This window comes from Blastococcus atacamensis (genome assembly GCF_002938425.1).
Taxonomy (GTDB): domain Bacteria; phylum Actinomycetota; class Actinomycetes; order Mycobacteriales; family Geodermatophilaceae; genus Blastococcus; species Blastococcus atacamensis.
In genome coordinates, this window is sequence record NZ_POQU01000081.1 from 1 (window position 1) to 16870 (window position 16870).

A 16870-nucleotide genomic window follows, 5' to 3' on the forward strand; every position below is an offset into this window, starting at 1 on the left:
GGACATGGGTGGGAAGCGGTTGGTGCGGGCTCTCGCCCGGGGGGTTGCAGCGGCGCTGCTGGGTGGCCTGCTCGGGCGGTACTGACGCGGGGGCTGATGCGCGTGATCATGGTCGTCGCCGAAGGGACTCCGACCTTCAGCTGGAGCGGTCTGGCATTCATCGCGGTCTTCTACGTCGTGTTCCTCACGCCGGGCGCGGTCGCGCTCGCGTGGAGCCGGGCGCGCTGGGCGCTGTTCGTCTTCGGCGCCGGCGCGGTCGCCATCCCCGTGCAAGCGGCCGGCATCGCGCAGACCGATCTCGAGGCGGTAGGGCCGTTCAGCGCGGGCCAGTGGGTCGCACTGTCGGCGCTCTTCGTCGGGATGGCGGCGGTCTACGCGCTGCAGGCAGCCATCGTGTACCGGGTGGCGCGGTCGGCACGGTGGAATCGGCCGGCCGGATCGGAGCGCCTCGGGGGAGCCGGCGGTCGCCAAGCGCTCGGCTGACAGGTTCCACGCCACCTGCGGCGACGTCCCTCGGTGCGGGCGGCTCGCGGGTGCCCGTGCTGGAGCGTGCTCCCGCTCTCGAAGTGGTCGGCGAGGGCCAGCCGGTCGGCCCAGACTGCCCGCTTCGGCGCCCATGTCCCCGAAGGCTGCCCCAGCTCCCGCGCAACGCAGCGATGCAAGCCGCTCCCGCGGGCCCCGCCGTCGCTGCCGGCACGGCTGTCCCGCGATGGGACGCGCCTCGGGACGGCGGGAGGCAGCGCACCGACCGTTCGCCGACCCGGAGGGGCGCCGGCGGCCGCCGGATCGACCCGGTGATCAGCCCTGCGTGCTCCGTGGGCGGGTGCTCCCGGCAGCGCGTCGGGGCTCAGGCAGCGGTCGCGCGCTGGCCGTACGGGGACAGGCGGGCAGCCGCCACGCGACGGCGGCGGTCAGCAGGCACACCGCGAGGCCGACCACAGCGATCGTGGCGTACCCCCCGCTGCCCGGCGCCGCGGCGCCCTCGGGGGTGGCAGCGGCGAGGACGGTGGCGGCCAGGGCGCTGCCGATGGCGAAGCCGACGTAGCGCAGCACCTGGTTCAGGCTCATGGCGCTGCCGGTCTCCGACGACGGCACGGCGGAGATGACCAGCGCCGGGAAGGCCGCGAAGGCGGCTCCGACCCCGAGCCCGGCCACGCCCATGACGAGGAACACCTGCCACAGCTGGCTGCGGGCGAACTCGAACAGGAGGAAGGCGCCGGCCTGGACCAGGGCCGCGACCGGCAGGACGACGTGGAAGCCGGTGCGGTCCGCCAGCAGCCGGGCGAGCCGTCCGCCGAGCGCGCTGGCCGCCGAGAACGGGAGCAAGGCCAGCCCCGCGACCAGGATCGAGGCGCCGAACCCCGGTCCTCCCGTCCGTGGGGCCTGGACCAGGACCGGCACCGACACCAGCAGGAGGTAGTTCGAGAGGCCGACGAGAAGGGCCGCCGAGTGAGCCGTGGCGGCGACGCGCCCGCGGGCGAGCCGGAGATCGACCAGCGGGGACCGGGTCCTGAGCTCCCAGAACGCCCAGATCGCCAGCACGACGGCGGACCCCGAGATCAGGCCCCACGGCACCGGCGACGTCCAGCCCCACACCTCGGCCTCACCGAGGCCGAGGAGCGCCCCGGCCAGTCCGGCGCCGAGCAGCACGGCGCCAAGGACGTCGAGCGGTCGGGAGGACGTGACCCGGGACGGGGGGATCACCGCGGCCGAGGTCAGGAGAGCGGCGAAGCTGACGGCGGCACCGGCCCAGAAGGCAGCGTGCACCCCGCCGAGTTCGGCGACCAGTCCCGCGAGCGGATAGCCCAGCCCCATGCCGGTGACCACGGTGATGGACAGCGCGGCGATCGTGGAGCGCGATCGCTCCCCTCGGAGTGCCTCACGGGCCGTGGCCATCGCGAGGGGCGTCAGGCCGAGCCCGAATCCCTGGAGCGCCCGGCCGGCGATGAGCCATTCCAGACCCAGGGGGAGGGCGGCCAGCAGACCGCCGAGCGTGACGACGGCCAGGACGACGAGAACGACCTCGCGCCGGTGGGGACCGTCCCCGAGGCGGCCGATCACCGGGGTGGACACCGCTCCGACGAGGAGGGTGACCGTCAGTGCCCACTGGGCGTTCGGCAACGTCGTCCCCATCGTGGCGGCGATCGCCGGGACGAGGGGTGCGCCGAGGCTGCTGATGACGGCGACGACGGTGCCCACGAAGATCAGCACCGGCACGAGGGCGCGGGGCGGAGGAGTGCTGCTCACGACCCCACGATCCCAGGTCGTTGCAAAGACCAAGCGTCCCGGGCGTGTCCGCCCGCAGGGACGGCCGGACGCCGGCGGCGCGGAGGAGTCGCTGCCGCGGTCGGGTGACCTCGTGCTGCTGTTGGTCTGGCCCCGGGGGCGGCGTCGGTGCCGGGCAGGTCCACCACGTCGAGCCCGGAGCCGCCGACGCCGGTGCCCTGGACGGCTCCCGCAGCGGCGGCCATCGGGGCGCCGGACCTGGACGCGCTTCGCCGGCTCCGAACAGGGCATGGAAGACCGGTATGGAGCTGCCTGTCGGACGTGCCCACCTGGTGGAGGTCGGTGCCCGCCGGCTCAACGTCTGGTCGGCGGGCGACAGCGGTCCGCCGGTGCTCCTGGTGCACGGGATCCCGACCAACCACCGGCTGTGGGTGGACGTGGTTCCCCGGCTCTGTGCCCACGCAAGGGTGTTCGCGGTGGACATGCTCGGTTACGGGGACTCCATGGACGCGGACGGCCATCCCGTCGACCTCGCTGCCCAGGCGGCCCTGCTGGCCGATCTGCTGGACGTCCTGGGACTGGAGCGGGCAGTCGTCGTGGGTCATGACCTCGGTGGGGGAGTGGCCCAGATCGTGGCCACCACCAGCAGCGCGCGGGTCGCGGGGCTGGGAATCGTGGACGGCGTCTGTTACGACGGGTGGCCGGTGCCTTTCATCCGGGCCATGAAGGCAGCGTGGCCGCTGGTCGGTCAGCTGCCTCCTGCCGCGCTGGGTGCCGGCCTGCGGCCGGCGTTGCGCACCCTTTTCGCGCACCGTGAGCGGTCCGGCCCGTTCATCGACTCCTTCGTGCAGCCCTGGACGCGCCCCGGAGCGCCGCGGCAGCTGGCCGCACACCTGCGTTCGCTGGACTCCGTGTACACGCAGACGGTGGCGCCGTTCCTCCCACGGCTGGACGTCCCTGCCGAGGTGGTGTGGGGGCGTCTGGACCACCAGCTGAAACCCGCGTACGGGCAGCGCCTCGCCGACGACATCCCAGGCGCCCGGCTGACCGTGGTGGACGACGCGAGCCACTTCGCCCCCGCCGATCGACCCGACGTCGTCTCCGACGCGGTGCTCCGGCTGGTCCGCGCTGTCTGACGCCGTCGGCAGTTCCTCGGGTGGTGGGTGTCGGGGCGCCGTTCCCGGAGTTCTCGACCAGGGGTCCCGTCGCACGTTCCGCGAGACGACCTCCTGGATCTGTCGCGCAGCGGCCCAGCACCGCCGCCCCTCGGCGGACGCGTGAGGCGTGGCGGCAGGAGTCCAGCGGGTCTGCCGGGGTAGCAGGACGGTGTGCTCACGCGCCGACGGTTCCTGGTGGCGGCCGGACAGGTGGCGGGCGTCGGCCTGCTCGCCGCGTGTGGCCTCCGGCCTCCCGGCGCAGTCCCCGGCGGGGGAGAGGAGGCAGACGACGCAGTCCTGACCGCGCGCCCGGGATCAGGGCCGACCGGGTCCTCGGATGCACTCCCGAGGACCCCTGGAACGCATCCGCTGGGTCTCGAGGCGGACCGGGACCCCCTCCTCCACGTCCCGCCGACCGTCGTCCCTGATGTGCCCGCGCCGCTCGTCCTGGTTCTGCACGGCGCGGGCGGCGACGCAGCGGCCGGACTGGCGCTACTGCAGCCGCTGGCGGATGAACGCGGTCTGCTGCTGGTGGCGCCGGCGTCCCGCGGGGCGACGTGGGACGCCATCCGCGGTAGCTACGGCCCTGATGTCACGGTCATCGACCGGGCGCTGGCGCGGGTCTTCTCCGGGTTCGCGGTGGACGCCGGTCGAGTGGCGGCAGCCGGGTTCTCCGACGGTGCCTCGTACGCACTCGGCCTGGGCCTGGCCAACGGCGACCTGTTCCGGAGGATCGTCGCGTTCTCCCCGGGCTTCGTGCCGCCGGGGGCGTCGCCCCAGGGAGATCCGCTGGTCTTCGTCTCTCACGGTGACGGCGACGACGTCCTGCCGATCGACCGGACCAGCAGGCGGATCGTGCCGGAGCTGCGCGACGACGGGTACGACGTGACGTACCGCGAGTTCTCCGGTCCGCACACCGTGCCGGCCGACATCACCCGCGAAGCCGTGGACTGGCTGCGCTGAACCGGTACGCCCCGCCCGTGCGCGTGAGCTGCAGTGCGGCCACTCACGGGAGGACGTCCCCGCCCTGGGAGAAGCCCTGCGCGAGATCACCGCTCCCGCCGAGGACCAGGTGCCGAGCCGGCCCGCTGCGACGGTCGGTCAGCGGCGCTGACGGGAGGCCGCCGCCATTCCCCGCCCGAGGGTTGGCGGAGGCGCTGGGTGGAATGGATGGGGAACGGGGCAGCCGCGACGGCGGAGGACGGCGCGGCGCCCTCCAACACCGAGGAAACGGATCCAGCAGCGATGAGCGAGCCCACGACCGACCACGGCGGCAGCGTCCTGATCACCGGAGCCGGCGGCGTCATCGGGGCGCACGTGGCCGCGGAGTACGCGACGCGGCCGGGCTGGCGGGTCCGGGGCGTGAGCCGTCGTCGACCGCGGACCGCCTCGTGGGAACACCTCCCGATCGACCTCGGGGATCAGGAAGCCGCACGGGACGGCCTCGAGCCTCTCGACGACGTCACGCACCTCGTCTTCGCCGCCTACACCGAGCGCAGCAGCGCCCGGGAGGCATCCGAGGCCAACGTCGCGATGCTCCGGAACACCCTGGACGGGCTGGCGGCGACCGGCGCGCCGGTCGAGCACGTGACGCTGTACCAGGGCGGCAAGGCGTACGGCGCGCACATGGGGTTCTTCAACACCCCGGCCAAGGAGACCGATCCGCGGATCATCCAGCCGAACTTCTACTACGACCAGGAGGACCTGCTGCGCGAGGTCGCAGCCGAGCGCGGGTTCCGGCTGACGGTGTTCCGGCCCGAGGGCGTCATCGGCTATGCGGTGGGCAACCCCATGAACCTGCTCATGGTGATCGCCGTCTACGCCGCGATCACCAAGGAGCTGGGGCAGCCTCTGCGGTTCCCGGGGAGCCTGGCGGCCTACGACGCCCTCTACCAGGTCACCGATGCCGAGTTGCTCGCCCGGGCCACGGTGTGGGCCGGGCGCGAACCGGGTGCCGACGGCGAGATCTACAACGTCACCAACGGCGACCAGATCCGCTGGCGGCACGTGTTCCCGGCCCTCGCCCGGCACCTCGGGATGGAGCACGCCGAGCCGCAGCCGGTTCCACTGGCCGAGGCGATGGGCGACCGGCGCGACGTGTGGGAGCGGCTGGTCGCCCGCCACGACCTGGTGACCACGCCGTACGAGGACCTGGTGCGCTGGGAGTTCGGCGAGTTCATCTTCACGTCCGGCTTCGACAACGTCAGTTCCACGATCAGGCTGCGCCAGGCCGGCTTCGCCGACTGCCTGGACACCGAGCAGCGGTTCCTCGAGCTGTTCGACCGGCTCGCCGCCGACGGGGTCATCCCACCCGTCCGGTGAGGCCCCGCGCGCGCCGGCGGGTGCCGTCGGTCGTGCGGTGGCCGACCCGGTCCGGGTGATGGGCGATGATGGGGCCCTCAGACTGCGCACGGCATGCCGGGGCTCCGGAGCAGGCGCGACGGTTCCGGGAGGAAGACAGGTGCGCGTGGACGACGTCGGCCGAGCCGCCACAGCTGACTTCCGGGCCATCTTCGAGTCCCTGCCCACCGCCTACCTGGTCATGTCGCCGGACCTGACCATCGTGGAGGCGAACGAGGCCTACCTGCGGCTGCTGGGCCGCGGCCGGGCGGAGCTGATCGGCCAGTACGTCTTCGACGCGTTCCCGCCCGCGCCGGAGACGCTCGACGCCCAGGGGGTCAACCCGCTGCAGACGTCCTTCGAGCGGGTCAGGGACACCGGCGTCCCTGACCACATGCCCCTGTTCCGGTACGAGGTCCTCGACCAGGAGACCGGCCGCCCGGTGTCCCGGGCCTGGTCGCTGATCAGCGCACCGGTCCTCGACGAGCAGGGCCGGACCCAGCTGGTGCTCCAGCGGGTGGAGGACGTGTCGGAGTACCTCGCCGAACGGGAGCGCCTCGCCGACGGCCGGGCCGATGGGAGCTGGGCTCGGCTCGACGGCCTGGAAGCCGACCTGTTCGCCCGCACCCAGGAACTCCGGGCCGCCCTGGCGTCGCGGGAAGCGGCGACCCACCGGCTCGCGGCGATGGCGCAGGTGGTGCTGCAGCTGGCGGCCGCGGAGAGCGTCACGGCGATCACCGACATCCTCGCCGACGCGGGCCTGGCCGCGATCGGCGCGGACGGCGGTGCCATCGCGCTGCGCGACGACGACCACGACGTCGTCCGACTCACCCTGACGCCGTCCCTGGGACCGGGAGCGCAGCAGCGGTTCGGCACCGTCGCCCTCGACAGCCGGTTGCCCGCGGCCTGGGTGGCGCGCACGGGGAAGGCCGTGGTGTTCGAGAGCCAGGCCCAGGCGGAGGCCTGGTCGCCTGAGATGCGGGAGGCCTTCGAGGAGGCCGGTCAGCGGTCCTGGATCACCGTTCCGCTGGAGAACGGTGGCCGGTTGCTGGGCTCACTGGTGGCCGGCTGGACGGCGGAGCGGACCTTCTCCTCCGGCGAGGTCGACCTGGTGCAGGCGTTCGCGTCCCAGGCCGCGCAGGCCCTGAGCCGGTTGCAGACGCTCGCCCAGGAGCGGCGGTCGGCGGCGCGCAGCCGTCAGCTGGCCGAGGAGCTGCAGCGCAGCATGCTCGCCGAACCGTTCCAGCCCGACCACTGCCACATCGCCGTCCGCTACCTGCCGGCCACGGGCGCCGGCCAGGTCGGCGGCGACTGGTACGACACCTTCCTGCAGACCGACGGCGCCGTGAACCTGGTGATCGGCGATGTCGTCGGCCACGACGTGAGTGCCGCGGCGACCATGGGCGAGCTGCGCAGCCTGCTGCGCGGGATCGCCGTGGCGGGCGAGCCGGGGCCGGCGCGAGCGCTCGACACGCTGGACCGCGCCGTCACCCAGCTCGGCCTGCGCACCTACGCCACGGTCGGGATGGGCCGGTTGGAGCAGACCGCCGATGAGGTACCGCGCGGCGTCACCCGGCTGCGGTGGGCCACCGCCGGGCACCCGACCCCGGTGGTCCTCGACGGGCGCGGCGGGCTCGTCGAGGTCCCCCAGCCCGCCGCCCGGCTGATGCTGGGCGTGGACTCGACCGGCGCGCGCGACGAGACCGTCGTCGAGCTCCCGCGCGGCGCGACGGTGCTGCTGTACACCGACGGGCTGGTCGAGCGGTCTGGCAGCGACCTGGACGTCGGAGTCGCCCGGCTGGAGCGGCTGGCCGTCGAGCTCGCCGAACGCCCGCTCGACGAGCTCTGCGACCAGCTCCTGGAGCGCTTGGTCGGGCGACGCCCCACCGACGACGTCGCCCTCGTCGCCGTCCGGCTACACCTCCAGGCCCGGCCCCGGCCGGCCGAGGCCGGTCCGAAGCGGGTTCCGGCGACCGTTCCGGTCGAGGGGTCGCTGGCCGGTGCCGATCCGGCGCCGGACGGCGGGGAAGCGGTCGCGACGGGTAGCGGTGCCTCACGGACGCCGGCTGAGTACGCGGAGGCCTACGCGTCCTGGCACCGTGACCGGCCCGTTCCCCTCGCGGGGGATCCCGGGCTGTCCCTCCGGCTGGAGTCGCTGCGGACCCTGCGCGGCGTCCGCCGCCAGGCACGACAGTTCCTGTACGCCTCGCTGGGGGTCGGTCCGCACGACGAGGCCGCGCCGGACATCGAGGACGCCGTCGAGCGGGCGGTCCTGGTGATCGACGAGCTCACGTCCAACGCGCTGCGGCACGGCGCCGCGCCCTCGGCGCTGCACATCGGGGACCACGAGGGACGGTGGATCGTCATCGTGACCGACGGCGCCCCCGACCGGTCACCGACACCGGCGAGGGCGCGCCCCGCCGGGAAGGGCGGGTACGGCCTCTACGTCATCGCCGACCTCACCGCCGAGCACGGCGTCCACTACGAGGCGGGCCGGAAGCTCGTCTGGTCCTGCATCGTCAAGCCGCGCTGACCGTCGGCCGCTGAGCCGACGGAGGAGCTCACACCTCGACGGCGGTTCCGCAGACGCCGCAGACCTCGAGCCGGCGGCGTCCCCACCGCACGAGGGGCACGAAGAACACCGAGAACTGCCTGAACTGCCGCACCCGCGCCCACCGGGACGTGTTGCCGCATCGCGGGCAGGTCCGGACCTCGCCGGGGCCCAGGTCCCGCTGCTTGGTGCCGAGGCCGAAGAGGAAGAACACGGTGCCAGCCTAGGCAGGGACGCCCCGGTACGCGGCGGGACGCCCGGGGGCCGGGCGCCGTCAGGCGACGTCGGTGCGGGCCTCGGACAGGTACTCGCGGACGGCGGTCTCGGGCACCCGGAAGGAACGGCCGACCCGCACGGCAGCCATCTCGCCACCGTGGACCAGGCGGTAGACGGTCATCTTGGACACCCGCATGATCGCGGCGACCTCGGCCACGGTGAGGAAGCTGACCGGGCGCGGCGAGGGGCGCTCGCCGGCCGGGCGCTGGGCCATCGGGGCGGCGACGGGGAGCCGGGGCGCCGGGTAGCCGGCGTTCATCGCCGGGCGGGGAGCGGGGCGCTGGCCGTACTGGACCGGACGGCGCATCGTGGTGGCGGCGGAGTGCTGGGGGAGGGGCATGACGGTTCCTCTCGAAGGCGGTGAGGAACGCGTGGCTACCGGTGTCGGATCGCGCCCCTGTTGAAACCCACAGTAAGCGGCTGGTCACCCCTCGCGTCAGGACGAGATGAACGAGACGGACCGTTCCCCTTCGTCACATGTTGCCCGTGCGCAGCGCGCGACCCGTGCGAAGCGCGAGGTGGCAGACGATGCGTGTGACGACCGGGGAGGGGCCGCGCCGGGAACGACGAGCCGGGCAGCCGTTCCTCCTGCTCCCACACCGGCGAGCAGTAGCGATCGGTAAGCGCCCTGTGCTGATCCGTGATGGTCGGCTCTCCCGGCCTGGCGGGTCCCTCCGGGTTGCGCTAAAAAAATCCGCGCTCGTACCAGCGACCCCGGATCCAGTCATCCGGGGACGGGCTGATCGCTCGATGCCGGCCACGCCCTGGCCGCCATCCGGTCCCTGAGGACGACACGTCCTCCCCGTTGCTGAGGAGTGGGCCCATGCCCCGAGCACTCGACGTCCCCGAGCCCGGCATGCCCCGCCGGAGACTGTTCCAGCTGGGAATCCTGGCCGTCGCGGGCGCGGCCGTGGGAGCGACGCCGGCCTGCGGAGGGCCGGTAGCGGTCGCCGCGCCTCAGCTGAAGGCCGCGCTCGTCGGCGCCCTCTCCTGGCTGGGCGGCACGTTGCTGGACGACGGCCGGGCATGGCTCGTGGGCAAGGGGCTGGATGCCGCCGCCGCGAAGGTGGCTGAGGGCACGGCGTCGGTCTCCGCCTACAGCTATCCCACCGGCGCCCACATCGCCGCCGTGGCCGACTCCGACGGCCAGACGACCTACTGGACGACGGTCGAGGACCTCGACGACCTCCACAACTGGTTGCCCCGGGGCTGGGAGGCCATCGGGAGGGCCGGTGAGGCACTGGAGGAGGTCATCGGAACCGATGCCGCCCGCGCAGCGCTGGTCCCCGCCCACCCGGGTGACGATCAGGGGGTAGGGGAGATGAAGCAGTCCACCTATCGTGCCGCCGACGGCGGCCTGGTCACCGTGCGGTTCGACGGCAGGGGTCCTGCTCCGGTCGAGACGGTCGAACTGGAGTGGTCGCGGAGGCGGGACGGGGCACCGTGGCGGTGGAGTTTCGACGTCGACCCCGAGAACCCGCTGTTCCTGAAGTAGTCGCCGCACGCGGGACGTTCCCAGCGCCGGGACGGCGGACCGGGGTACGCGCTACTGTTGACCTGGCATCGGCCCAGCACGGGCCTTCTGTCCGGCGACGACTTCTGCTCTCGCGTGGGTGCCCCGGCGATCCCGGTGGCTGTCGGCCCGCGTCGGAACCGTCCGCCCGGAGGCGTCGATCTCCCACGGACCCGTGGGACGAGACGCAGCAGCCACGCGGGTTCCCCGCCGCCGGCCCCGGCCGGCGGCACCGGCTCGTGGCGGCGGCCTGTCGTGGCGCTCGCTCGGGGCGTCCAGAGGAGGGGTACGTGGCAGGACCAGCTCGTCGGTCGCCGGGCGCGCGGCGCAACGCTCCGCGCAACCAGCAGCGTCAGCGGCGCGTCCGCGAGGGCGGCGACGTCATCGCCGTGCTCGCCCGCGCCGTCCGCGAGGTCGAGGGCGCGGTCAAGCGCGGCCGCGTGACCCCGACGGTGCGCGCCGAGTTCCAGGCCATCGCACTGGTGCTGCGCGAGGAGCGCGCCCGCGTCCAGGCCGACTCGACCCTCAACGACACCCGGCGCGGTGAGCAGCTCAAGCGCCTCGACGGGATCGCCACCATCCTGGCGACCACGGCCGTCCGGGAGGCGGGGCTGCTCGCCCTGCTCGCCGACGAGGCCGTCGCCTCCGACGCCGCCAAGGCGCTCAAGCGCGAGATGCTGGCGGCCGCCGGCATCGAGACCGCCGAGGAGGAGCCGGCGCCCCCGGTGCTGACCGAGGCCGCGCCGGCGGTGCCCGAGCGCAAGGTCGTGCCGCAGTCGGTCATCTCCCGGCAGCTCGCCAACCCGTTCCTGGCCCCTGACTTCTCGGCAGCCCGTCCGACCGCGCCCCGTCCCCGCCGGCTGATGGGCTGGGAGCTGCTCACCCCGCTGCTCAACTCGTTCGAGCGCGCCGGCGGCGGAGCCCCGGCCTGCATGGCGCTGCCCTTCCCGAGCTCCCAGTTCACCCCGGCCGGGCACGAGCTCATGCCGCACCAGGGGCAGCTGGTGGCCGCTGCCGCGCAGGGGCACCGCACCTTCCTGCTCGCCGACGAGCCGGGTCTGGGCAAGACGGCCCAGTCGCTGCTCGCGGCCGAGGCGGCCCAGGCGTTCCCGCTGCTGGTCGTCGTGCCCAACGTCGTCAAGACCAACTGGGCCCGCGAGGCCGCGCGCTGGGTTCCGCACCGTCCCGCGACGGTGATCCAGGGCAACGGCGAGACGATCGACGCCTTCGCCGACATCGTCGTCGTCAACTACGAGGTGCTCGACCGGCACGTCGGCTGGATCGGTGACTTCGGCTTCCGCGGGATGGTCGTCGACGAGGCGCACTTCATCAAGAACAAGACCTCGCAGCGCTCGCAGCACGTCCTCGAGCTCTCCGAGCGGATCCGCTCGCGCGTGCCGCGGCCGCTGCTCATGGCCCTGACCGGCACGCCGCTGATCAACGACATCGAGGACTTCCGCGCCATCTGGCAGTTCCTCGGCTGGATCGACGACGAGAAGCCGCTCGGCGAGCTGATGGAATCCCTCGAGGACGTCGGCCTGACGCCCGCGGACCCGGGCTTCTACGCCGCAGCGCGGAAGTGCGTGATCGACCTGGGCATCGTGCGCCGGCGCAAGGTCGACGTCGCCGCCGACATCCCCGCCCGCCGCATCGCCGACCTGCCCGTGGAGCTCGACGACAAGGCGGGCCGGTCGATCCGGGCGGCCGAGCGCGAGCTCGCGGCCCGGCTGGTCAAGCGGTACGACAGCGCCGTCGCGGCCCGTGAGTCGGCGACCGTCCTCGAGGGGATCGACACCGAACTCGTGCGCAAGGTGGCCGGCTGGGAGCTCAAGGACACGACGACGAAGACGACCGGCGAGAACGTCTTCAGCATGATGCGGCGCATCGGCCAGGCCAAGGCCGGTCTCGCCGCGGACTACGCGGCGCAGCTGGCCCGCAGCGCCGGCAAGGTCGTCTTCTTCGCCAAGCACATCGACGTCATGGACACCGCCGAGGAGACGCTCACCAAGCTGGGCATCCGCTACTCCTCGATCCGCGGCGACCAGACGCCCGCGGCTCGGCAGAAGCACATCGACGCCTTCGTGAAGGACCCCGAGGTCGCCGTCGCGGTCTGCTCGCTCACCGCCGCGGGCGTAGGCCTTAACCTGCAGGTCGCCTCCAACATCGTGCTCGCCGAGCTGTCCTGGACCGACGCCGAGCAGACGCAGGCCATCGACCGCAGCCACCGGATCGGCCAGACCGAGCCGGTGACCGCGTGGCGGATCATCGCCGCACAGACCCTCGACGCCCGCATCGCCGAGCTGATCGACAGCAAGGCGGGGCTGGCCGCCCGGGCCCTGGACGGCTCGGACGAGGAGATGCAGTCCTCGGCCGATGTCCAGCTCGAGGCGTTGGTCGCCCTGCTCACCGACGCCCTGGAGAACCGATGACCGAGCAGATCCTGGACGCCGCCACCCGGGTCGCCGAGCTGCTGCTCGACGTCCAGACCCGGGTCAACGGGCAGATCGACGCCGCGCTCGCCGACCGCCTTCCCGACGTGCAGCGGCAGCTCGGGGTCGGCCCCGACGACGCCGCCGACCTCGGCGACCTGGTCAACGCCCGCATCACCGGGCTGAGCGTCGTCGTCACCCCCGCGGCCGTCGCCGCCGTCGTCCCGCTGTCGGAGACCTCCGTCGCGACGACGCGGGCCGCCCGGCGGGCCATGACCGGCATCGTGACCGGTGCCGACCAGCGCCTGGCCGTCATCGCCGGCCCCTGCTCGATCCACGACGCCGATGCCGCGCTGGAGTACGCCGGCTTCATCGCGCGGATGCGGGAGCGGCACGCGGACGACCTCGAGATCCTCATGCGGACCTACACCGAGAAGCCGCGCACCGAGGTGGACTGGAAGGGCTTCGCCTACGACCCGTTCCTCGACGGGTCCAGCCGGATCAGCGTCGGCCTGGTCGCGACGCGGATGCTCATGTGCCGCATCACCGCCCTCGGCGTCCCGGTCGCGGCCGAGCCGCTGAACGCGCTCACCCCGCAGTACGTCAACGGGTTGGTCACCTACAACGGCGTCGGCGCGCGCAACGTCACCGACCAGACAGCCCGCGAGCGGGTCTCCGGGTTCTCCTCCGTCGTCGGGTTCAAGAACTCGCCAGAGGGCAGCGTCGACTCCGCGATCCAGGCCGTCATGACGGCGCGGTCGCCGCACGAGTTCCTCGGCGTCGACGCCCACGGCGTCTCCGCCCAGTTGTCGACGACGGGCAACGACACCGGCCACGTCATCCTGCGCGGCGCGAAGGACGGCCCCAACTACTCGGCCGCCCACATCGCCGACACGAAGCGGCGGCTGGCCGCTCGTGGGCTGCCCGAGGTCGTCGTCGTCGACGCCTCGCACGGCAACAGCCAGAAGAACCACCTGCGCCAGATCGAGGTCGTCCGCGACCTCGCCGGCCAGATCGCCGGCGGTGAGCAGGCGATCCGCGGCGTGATGGTGGAGAGCAACCTCGTCGCGGGCCGCCAGGACCTCGACCAGCAGCACCCGGAGTCGCTGGAGTACGGCCGCAGCGTCACCGACGCCTGCGTCGACCTGCCGACGACGGAGGCGATGTTCGCCGAGCTGGCCGAGGCAGCGCGGGCCGGGCGAGGGTCCCGGCAGGGCTGACGGCGACGGCCCGGTGCACGTCGCCGGGCGCCGTCCCCGGGTCGTGACGCATCCCGTTGACGTCGGATCGGAGCACCGGCGAAGGTGGTCCGGTCCGCCGGACGGGAGGATCGTGATGCCCCTCAACGAGTTCGACGTCGTCGTCGTGGGCGCGGGGGTCAACGGCATGGTGGCCGCCGCGGAGCTGGCCGGCGCGGGGCGCCGGGTGTGCCTGGTGGAGGCCAACGAGCGGATCGGTGGCTTCGTCGCTTCCGGGGAGCTCACCGTCCCCGGCTACGTGCACGACACGTTCTCGTCCTGGCACCCGTTGTTCCTGACCGGTGGTGCCTACGCCGCGCTGGGCGAGGCCCTGGCCCGGCACGGCCTCGAGTACCGCAACACCGACGACCGGCTGTGTGCCTCCGTGGCCGAGGACGGCCGGACGACGATGGCGTACCGGGATCCCGCCCGGACGGTCGAGGGCTTCGCGCACGCGGGCGACCGTGCGGCGTACCTCGCGATGCTCGAGCGCCTCGGCGCCGACATCCAGGCCATCGGCGGCCTGATGGGGCAGGAGCTCCGGAGCCCCGCCGCCGTCCGGTCGCTGCTGGACCTCGCCCGCCGCAACGGACTGGCCGGGATGGAGCAGTGGGCGCGGGACACCGCCAGCAGCGGCCGCGCGGCCATGGAACGGCAGTTCACCGGCCCGGAGGTGGACCACCTCTGGGCGCCCTGGCTGCTGCACGGTGGTCTGGCCCCGGACAGTGCCTCCGGTGGGCTCATGGTCGCGCTGTTCGCCGCCACCATGCATGGCGCGGGGCTCCCGGTCGTGCGTGGCGGCGCCGGCCGGTTCGTGACGGCATTCGAGGGCCTGCTCGCCGAGCGCGAGGTGGAGGTGCGCACGGGAACCGTCGTCGACCGGGTGCTCGTCGAGGACGGGCGGGCCGTGGGCGTCCGGGCGGGGGAGTCGACGCTCACCGCCCGCGAGGCCGTGCTGGCGTCGGTGTGGCCCGGGGTCCTCTACGACCAGCTGCTGCCCGTGGGCGCGGTCCGGGCCGGGCTGCGCGAGGAGGCGGTCCGCTACCGGCCGGGGCGCGCCGCCATGCAGGTGCACGTGGCGCTGTCCGGGCCGGTGCCCTGGCGCGACGACGAGCTGGCGGGGGTCCCGCTGATCCACCTGAGCGACGGGTCGTCGTCGACCGCGATCGCCTGCGCCGAGGCCAGTGCGGGGATGCTGCCGGCGCGGCCGACGGTGGTGGTCGGCCAGCAGCACGTCCTGGATCCTTCCCGGGTGCCCGCCGGAGCAGCCGCCCTGTGGCTGCAGCTGCAGGAGGTCCCGTTCCGCCCGGTCGGTGACAGCGCCGGGGAGCTGGACGTGTCCTCGGGGTGGTCGCCGACGCTCGTCGACGGCTACGTGGACCGGGTGCTCCACCGGATCGAGCGGCAGGCCCCGGGCCTGCGGGAACGGGTGCTCGGGGTCCGGGCGCTGAGCCCTGTGGACCTCCAGGCCGCCAACCGGAACGCCGTGGACGGCGACCCGTACGAGGGCTCCCAGGAGCTGGACCAGAACTTGCTCTGGCGGCCGGGGCCGCTGACCTCGCGGCACCGCACCGAGGTCCCGGGGCTCTGGCACATCGGGGCCTCGACCCATCCCGGCGCCGGCCTGGGGGCCGGGTCCGGGCACCTGGTCGCCCAGGAGATCCTGCGCCCGCCGGGGCTGCTGTCGCGACTGCTCCCGGCCGGCACCGCGGCGCGGAAGCTCCTCGCCTCCTTCCGTTCCTGACGCGGTCGCCGGCGCGCCCGGTGGACCGATCGGGGGCGCGGCTACGGTCGGGCATGCCCGCTGCCGCCCGGACCGCTGCGCGACTCCTGCTCGGAGCCGCGATGGTCGGTGCCGGCGGGCTGCACCTGACCGTCCAGCGGCGGGAGTTCCAGGCGCAGGTTCCCACCTGGTTCCCGGTGGACGAGGACCTGACGGTGCTCGGCTCGGGCGTCGTCGAGATCGCGCTCGGTGCCGCCTTCCTCGCGCTGCCGGGCAAGCGGCGGCTCGTCGGTGGCCTGCTCGCGGCGTTCTTCGTGCTGGTCTTCCCGGGGAACGTCGCGCAGTACCTGGAGGGCACGGACGCCTTCGGGCTCGACACCGACCGGAAGCGCCTCGTCCGCCTGTTCTTCCAGCCGCTGCTCGTGCTCTGGGCGCTGTACGGCGGCGGCTGGCTCCGTCGGCGGCAGCGCTCCGAACCGTCACTGCGCCGGTAACGATCTGGGACGCCGGCTCCGGCCGGCGCGCGTGTCGACGCGTCGAACCCTGCACCCGTGGGCACCCTGGGGCGGACGGGACGGTTGTTCTCGACCGCGTCCGACGACGAAGGGGTGCGCGTGGGGGTTCCGCTCGACTCGGTGCCGGTCCGGCACGGCCGCTGGAGCGGGGTCCTCGTGGCCGCCGCGCTCGGCCTCGCCGCTCTCCCGGGGACGGCCTCGGCAGCTCCTTCCGACCCCTCGGTGACCGCCGCGGAGCAGGCGGCCCAGGCCGCGAGCGCCCAGGTCGGGCAGCTGCTGGCCCAGCAGGGCGCCGCGCAGACCGCGGTCGACCGGGCGAACGCCGAGGCCCTCCGCGCCCGCGCCGAGTTCGACGCCCAGCAGCAGGCCTACGTCCGGGCCGACGCCACTGCGCAGGCCGCGCGCGGAGCGGCGGAGCGGGCGCAGGTGGAGCTGTCGGCCGCGAAGGACGCCGTCGCCGCGTTCGCCCGCAGCAGCTACATGTCCGGCACCACCTCGCCGATCCTCGCCGGCCTGATCACGTCGGGCAGCCCCGCGCAGGCGCTCGAACGGGCGGCCCTGCTCGAGGCCGTGGGTGCCGGCCGGACGGAGGTGCTCGCGGTGGTCTCGGTGGCCCGCGAGCAGGCGGTCGCGACCCAGAGCGTCGTGCAGATCGCCGTGGCCGAGGCCGACCGCTCGCGGCAGACCGCCTCGGCGGCGCTGGCGTCGGCCGAAGCCGTGCGCACCCGCGCCGCGGACCAGATGGCGGAGCTGCGCGTCCAGCAGGAGGCGCTGCTCCGCCATCTGGTCCGAGGCCGTCTCTTATACTCATCTGACGCTGCCGACGAAGAGGAGAGAGAATATATCAGCTAGCTCAGCATTATGAAAAAAAAAAAATATGCAATACCATACCATCAACGCGT

14 protein-coding genes are annotated in these 16870 nt (G+C 73.7%); 11 read left to right on the forward strand and 3 right to left on the reverse strand.

The window, feature by feature from the left end:
* Positions 1-96: 96 nt before the first annotated feature.
* Complete coding sequence (locus C5508_RS15850) at positions 97-483, forward strand: hypothetical protein (protein ID WP_104525910.1); 387 nt, start codon at positions 97-99, stop codon at positions 481-483.
* A 315-nt stretch (positions 484-798) separates the two neighbouring features.
* Here the strand turns inward: C5508_RS15850 and C5508_RS15855 are convergent, their stop codons facing one another.
* Positions 799-2247: an MFS transporter gene (locus C5508_RS15855; protein ID WP_232797192.1), complete on the reverse strand. Its 1449-nt coding sequence runs from the start codon at positions 2245-2247 to the stop codon at positions 799-801.
* Between the two features lie 281 nt (positions 2248-2528).
* Here C5508_RS15855 and C5508_RS15860 point away from each other — a divergent pair, with 281 nt between their 5' ends.
* From C5508_RS15860 to C5508_RS15875, 4 genes are all read left to right on the forward strand, one after another.
* Complete coding sequence (locus C5508_RS15860) at positions 2529-3362, forward strand: alpha/beta fold hydrolase (protein WP_104525912.1); 834 nt, start codon at positions 2529-2531, stop codon at positions 3360-3362.
* 450 nt (positions 3363-3812) lie between these two features.
* Positions 3813-4346, forward strand: a complete 534-nt coding sequence (locus tag C5508_RS15865; protein ID WP_232797193.1) for an alpha/beta hydrolase — start codon at positions 3813-3815, stop codon at positions 4344-4346.
* Between the two features lie 282 nt (positions 4347-4628).
* Positions 4629-5705 (forward strand): SDR family oxidoreductase, encoded by a 1077-nt coding sequence (locus tag C5508_RS15870; protein ID WP_104525914.1) that lies wholly within the window; start codon positions 4629-4631, stop codon positions 5703-5705.
* Between the two features lie 139 nt (positions 5706-5844).
* A complete protein-coding gene (locus C5508_RS15875) occupies positions 5845-8256 on the forward strand; it encodes an ATP-binding SpoIIE family protein phosphatase (protein WP_198598127.1) in 2412 nt (803 codons plus the stop codon).
* 28 nt (positions 8257-8284) lie between these two features.
* Here C5508_RS15875 and C5508_RS15880 read toward each other — a convergent pair whose 3' ends face one another.
* The gene (locus C5508_RS15880) at positions 8285-8488 is read right to left on the reverse strand and encodes a zinc-ribbon domain-containing protein (protein WP_104525916.1); all 204 of its coding nucleotides are present in this window, start codon (positions 8486-8488) and stop codon (positions 8285-8287) included.
* Between the two features lie 60 nt (positions 8489-8548).
* On the reverse strand, positions 8549-8890 hold the full coding sequence (locus tag C5508_RS20800) for a helix-turn-helix domain-containing protein (RefSeq protein ID WP_232797194.1): 342 nt from the start codon (positions 8888-8890) through the stop codon (positions 8549-8551).
* A 483-nt stretch (positions 8891-9373) separates the two neighbouring features.
* Here C5508_RS20800 and C5508_RS15890 point away from each other — a divergent pair, with 483 nt between their 5' ends.
* From C5508_RS15890 to C5508_RS15915, 6 genes are all read left to right on the forward strand, one after another.
* Entirely contained in the window at positions 9374-10045 is a 672-nt protein-coding gene (locus C5508_RS15890; RefSeq protein ID WP_104525917.1) for a hypothetical protein, read from the forward strand.
* 308 nt (positions 10046-10353) lie between these two features.
* Positions 10354-12492: a DEAD/DEAH box helicase gene (locus tag C5508_RS15895; protein WP_104525918.1), complete on the forward strand. Its 2139-nt coding sequence runs from the start codon at positions 10354-10356 to the stop codon at positions 12490-12492.
* Positions 12489-13712 carry a 3-deoxy-7-phosphoheptulonate synthase gene (locus C5508_RS15900; RefSeq protein WP_104525919.1) on the forward strand — a complete coding sequence of 408 codons (1224 nt, stop codon included), beginning with the start codon at positions 12489-12491 and terminating at the stop codon, positions 13710-13712. Before C5508_RS15895 ends, C5508_RS15900 begins: the two co-directional genes overlap by 4 nt.
* A gap of 115 nt (positions 13713-13827) precedes the next feature.
* Complete coding sequence (locus C5508_RS15905; RefSeq protein WP_104525920.1) at positions 13828-15474, forward strand: phytoene desaturase family protein; 1647 nt, start codon at positions 13828-13830, stop codon at positions 15472-15474.
* Between the two features lie 53 nt (positions 15475-15527).
* Positions 15528-15947: a DoxX family protein gene (locus tag C5508_RS15910; protein ID WP_104525921.1), complete on the forward strand. Its 420-nt coding sequence runs from the start codon at positions 15528-15530 to the stop codon at positions 15945-15947.
* Between the two features lie 120 nt (positions 15948-16067).
* Entirely contained in the window at positions 16068-16820 is a 753-nt protein-coding gene (locus tag C5508_RS15915) for a coiled-coil domain-containing protein (protein WP_157944120.1), read from the forward strand.
* Positions 16821-16870: the final 50 nt, after the last annotated feature.

Bases quoted from the DNA above. Each gene is read 5' to 3' on its own strand.
- C5508_RS15890 (WP_104525917.1), top strand. From the start codon at position 9,374: ATGCCCCGAGCACTCGACGTCCCCGAGCCCGGCATGCCCCGCCGGAGA.
- C5508_RS15860 (WP_104525912.1), top strand. From the start codon at position 2,529: ATGGAGCTGCCTGTCGGACGTGCCCACCTGGTGGAGGTCGGTGCCCGC.
- C5508_RS20800 (WP_232797194.1), bottom strand. From the start codon at position 8,890: ATGCCCCTCCCCCAGCACTCCGCCGCCACCACGATGCGCCGTCCGGTC.
- C5508_RS15850 (WP_104525910.1), top strand. From the start codon at position 97: ATGCGCGTGATCATGGTCGTCGCCGAAGGGACTCCGACCTTCAGCTGG.
- C5508_RS15905 (WP_104525920.1), top strand. From the start codon at position 13,828: ATGCCCCTCAACGAGTTCGACGTCGTCGTCGTGGGCGCGGGGGTCAAC.
- C5508_RS15910 (WP_104525921.1), top strand. From the start codon at position 15,528: ATGCCCGCTGCCGCCCGGACCGCTGCGCGACTCCTGCTCGGAGCCGCG.
- C5508_RS15900 (WP_104525919.1), top strand. From the start codon at position 12,489: ATGACCGAGCAGATCCTGGACGCCGCCACCCGGGTCGCCGAGCTGCTG.
- C5508_RS15870 (WP_104525914.1), top strand. From the start codon at position 4,629: ATGAGCGAGCCCACGACCGACCACGGCGGCAGCGTCCTGATCACCGGA.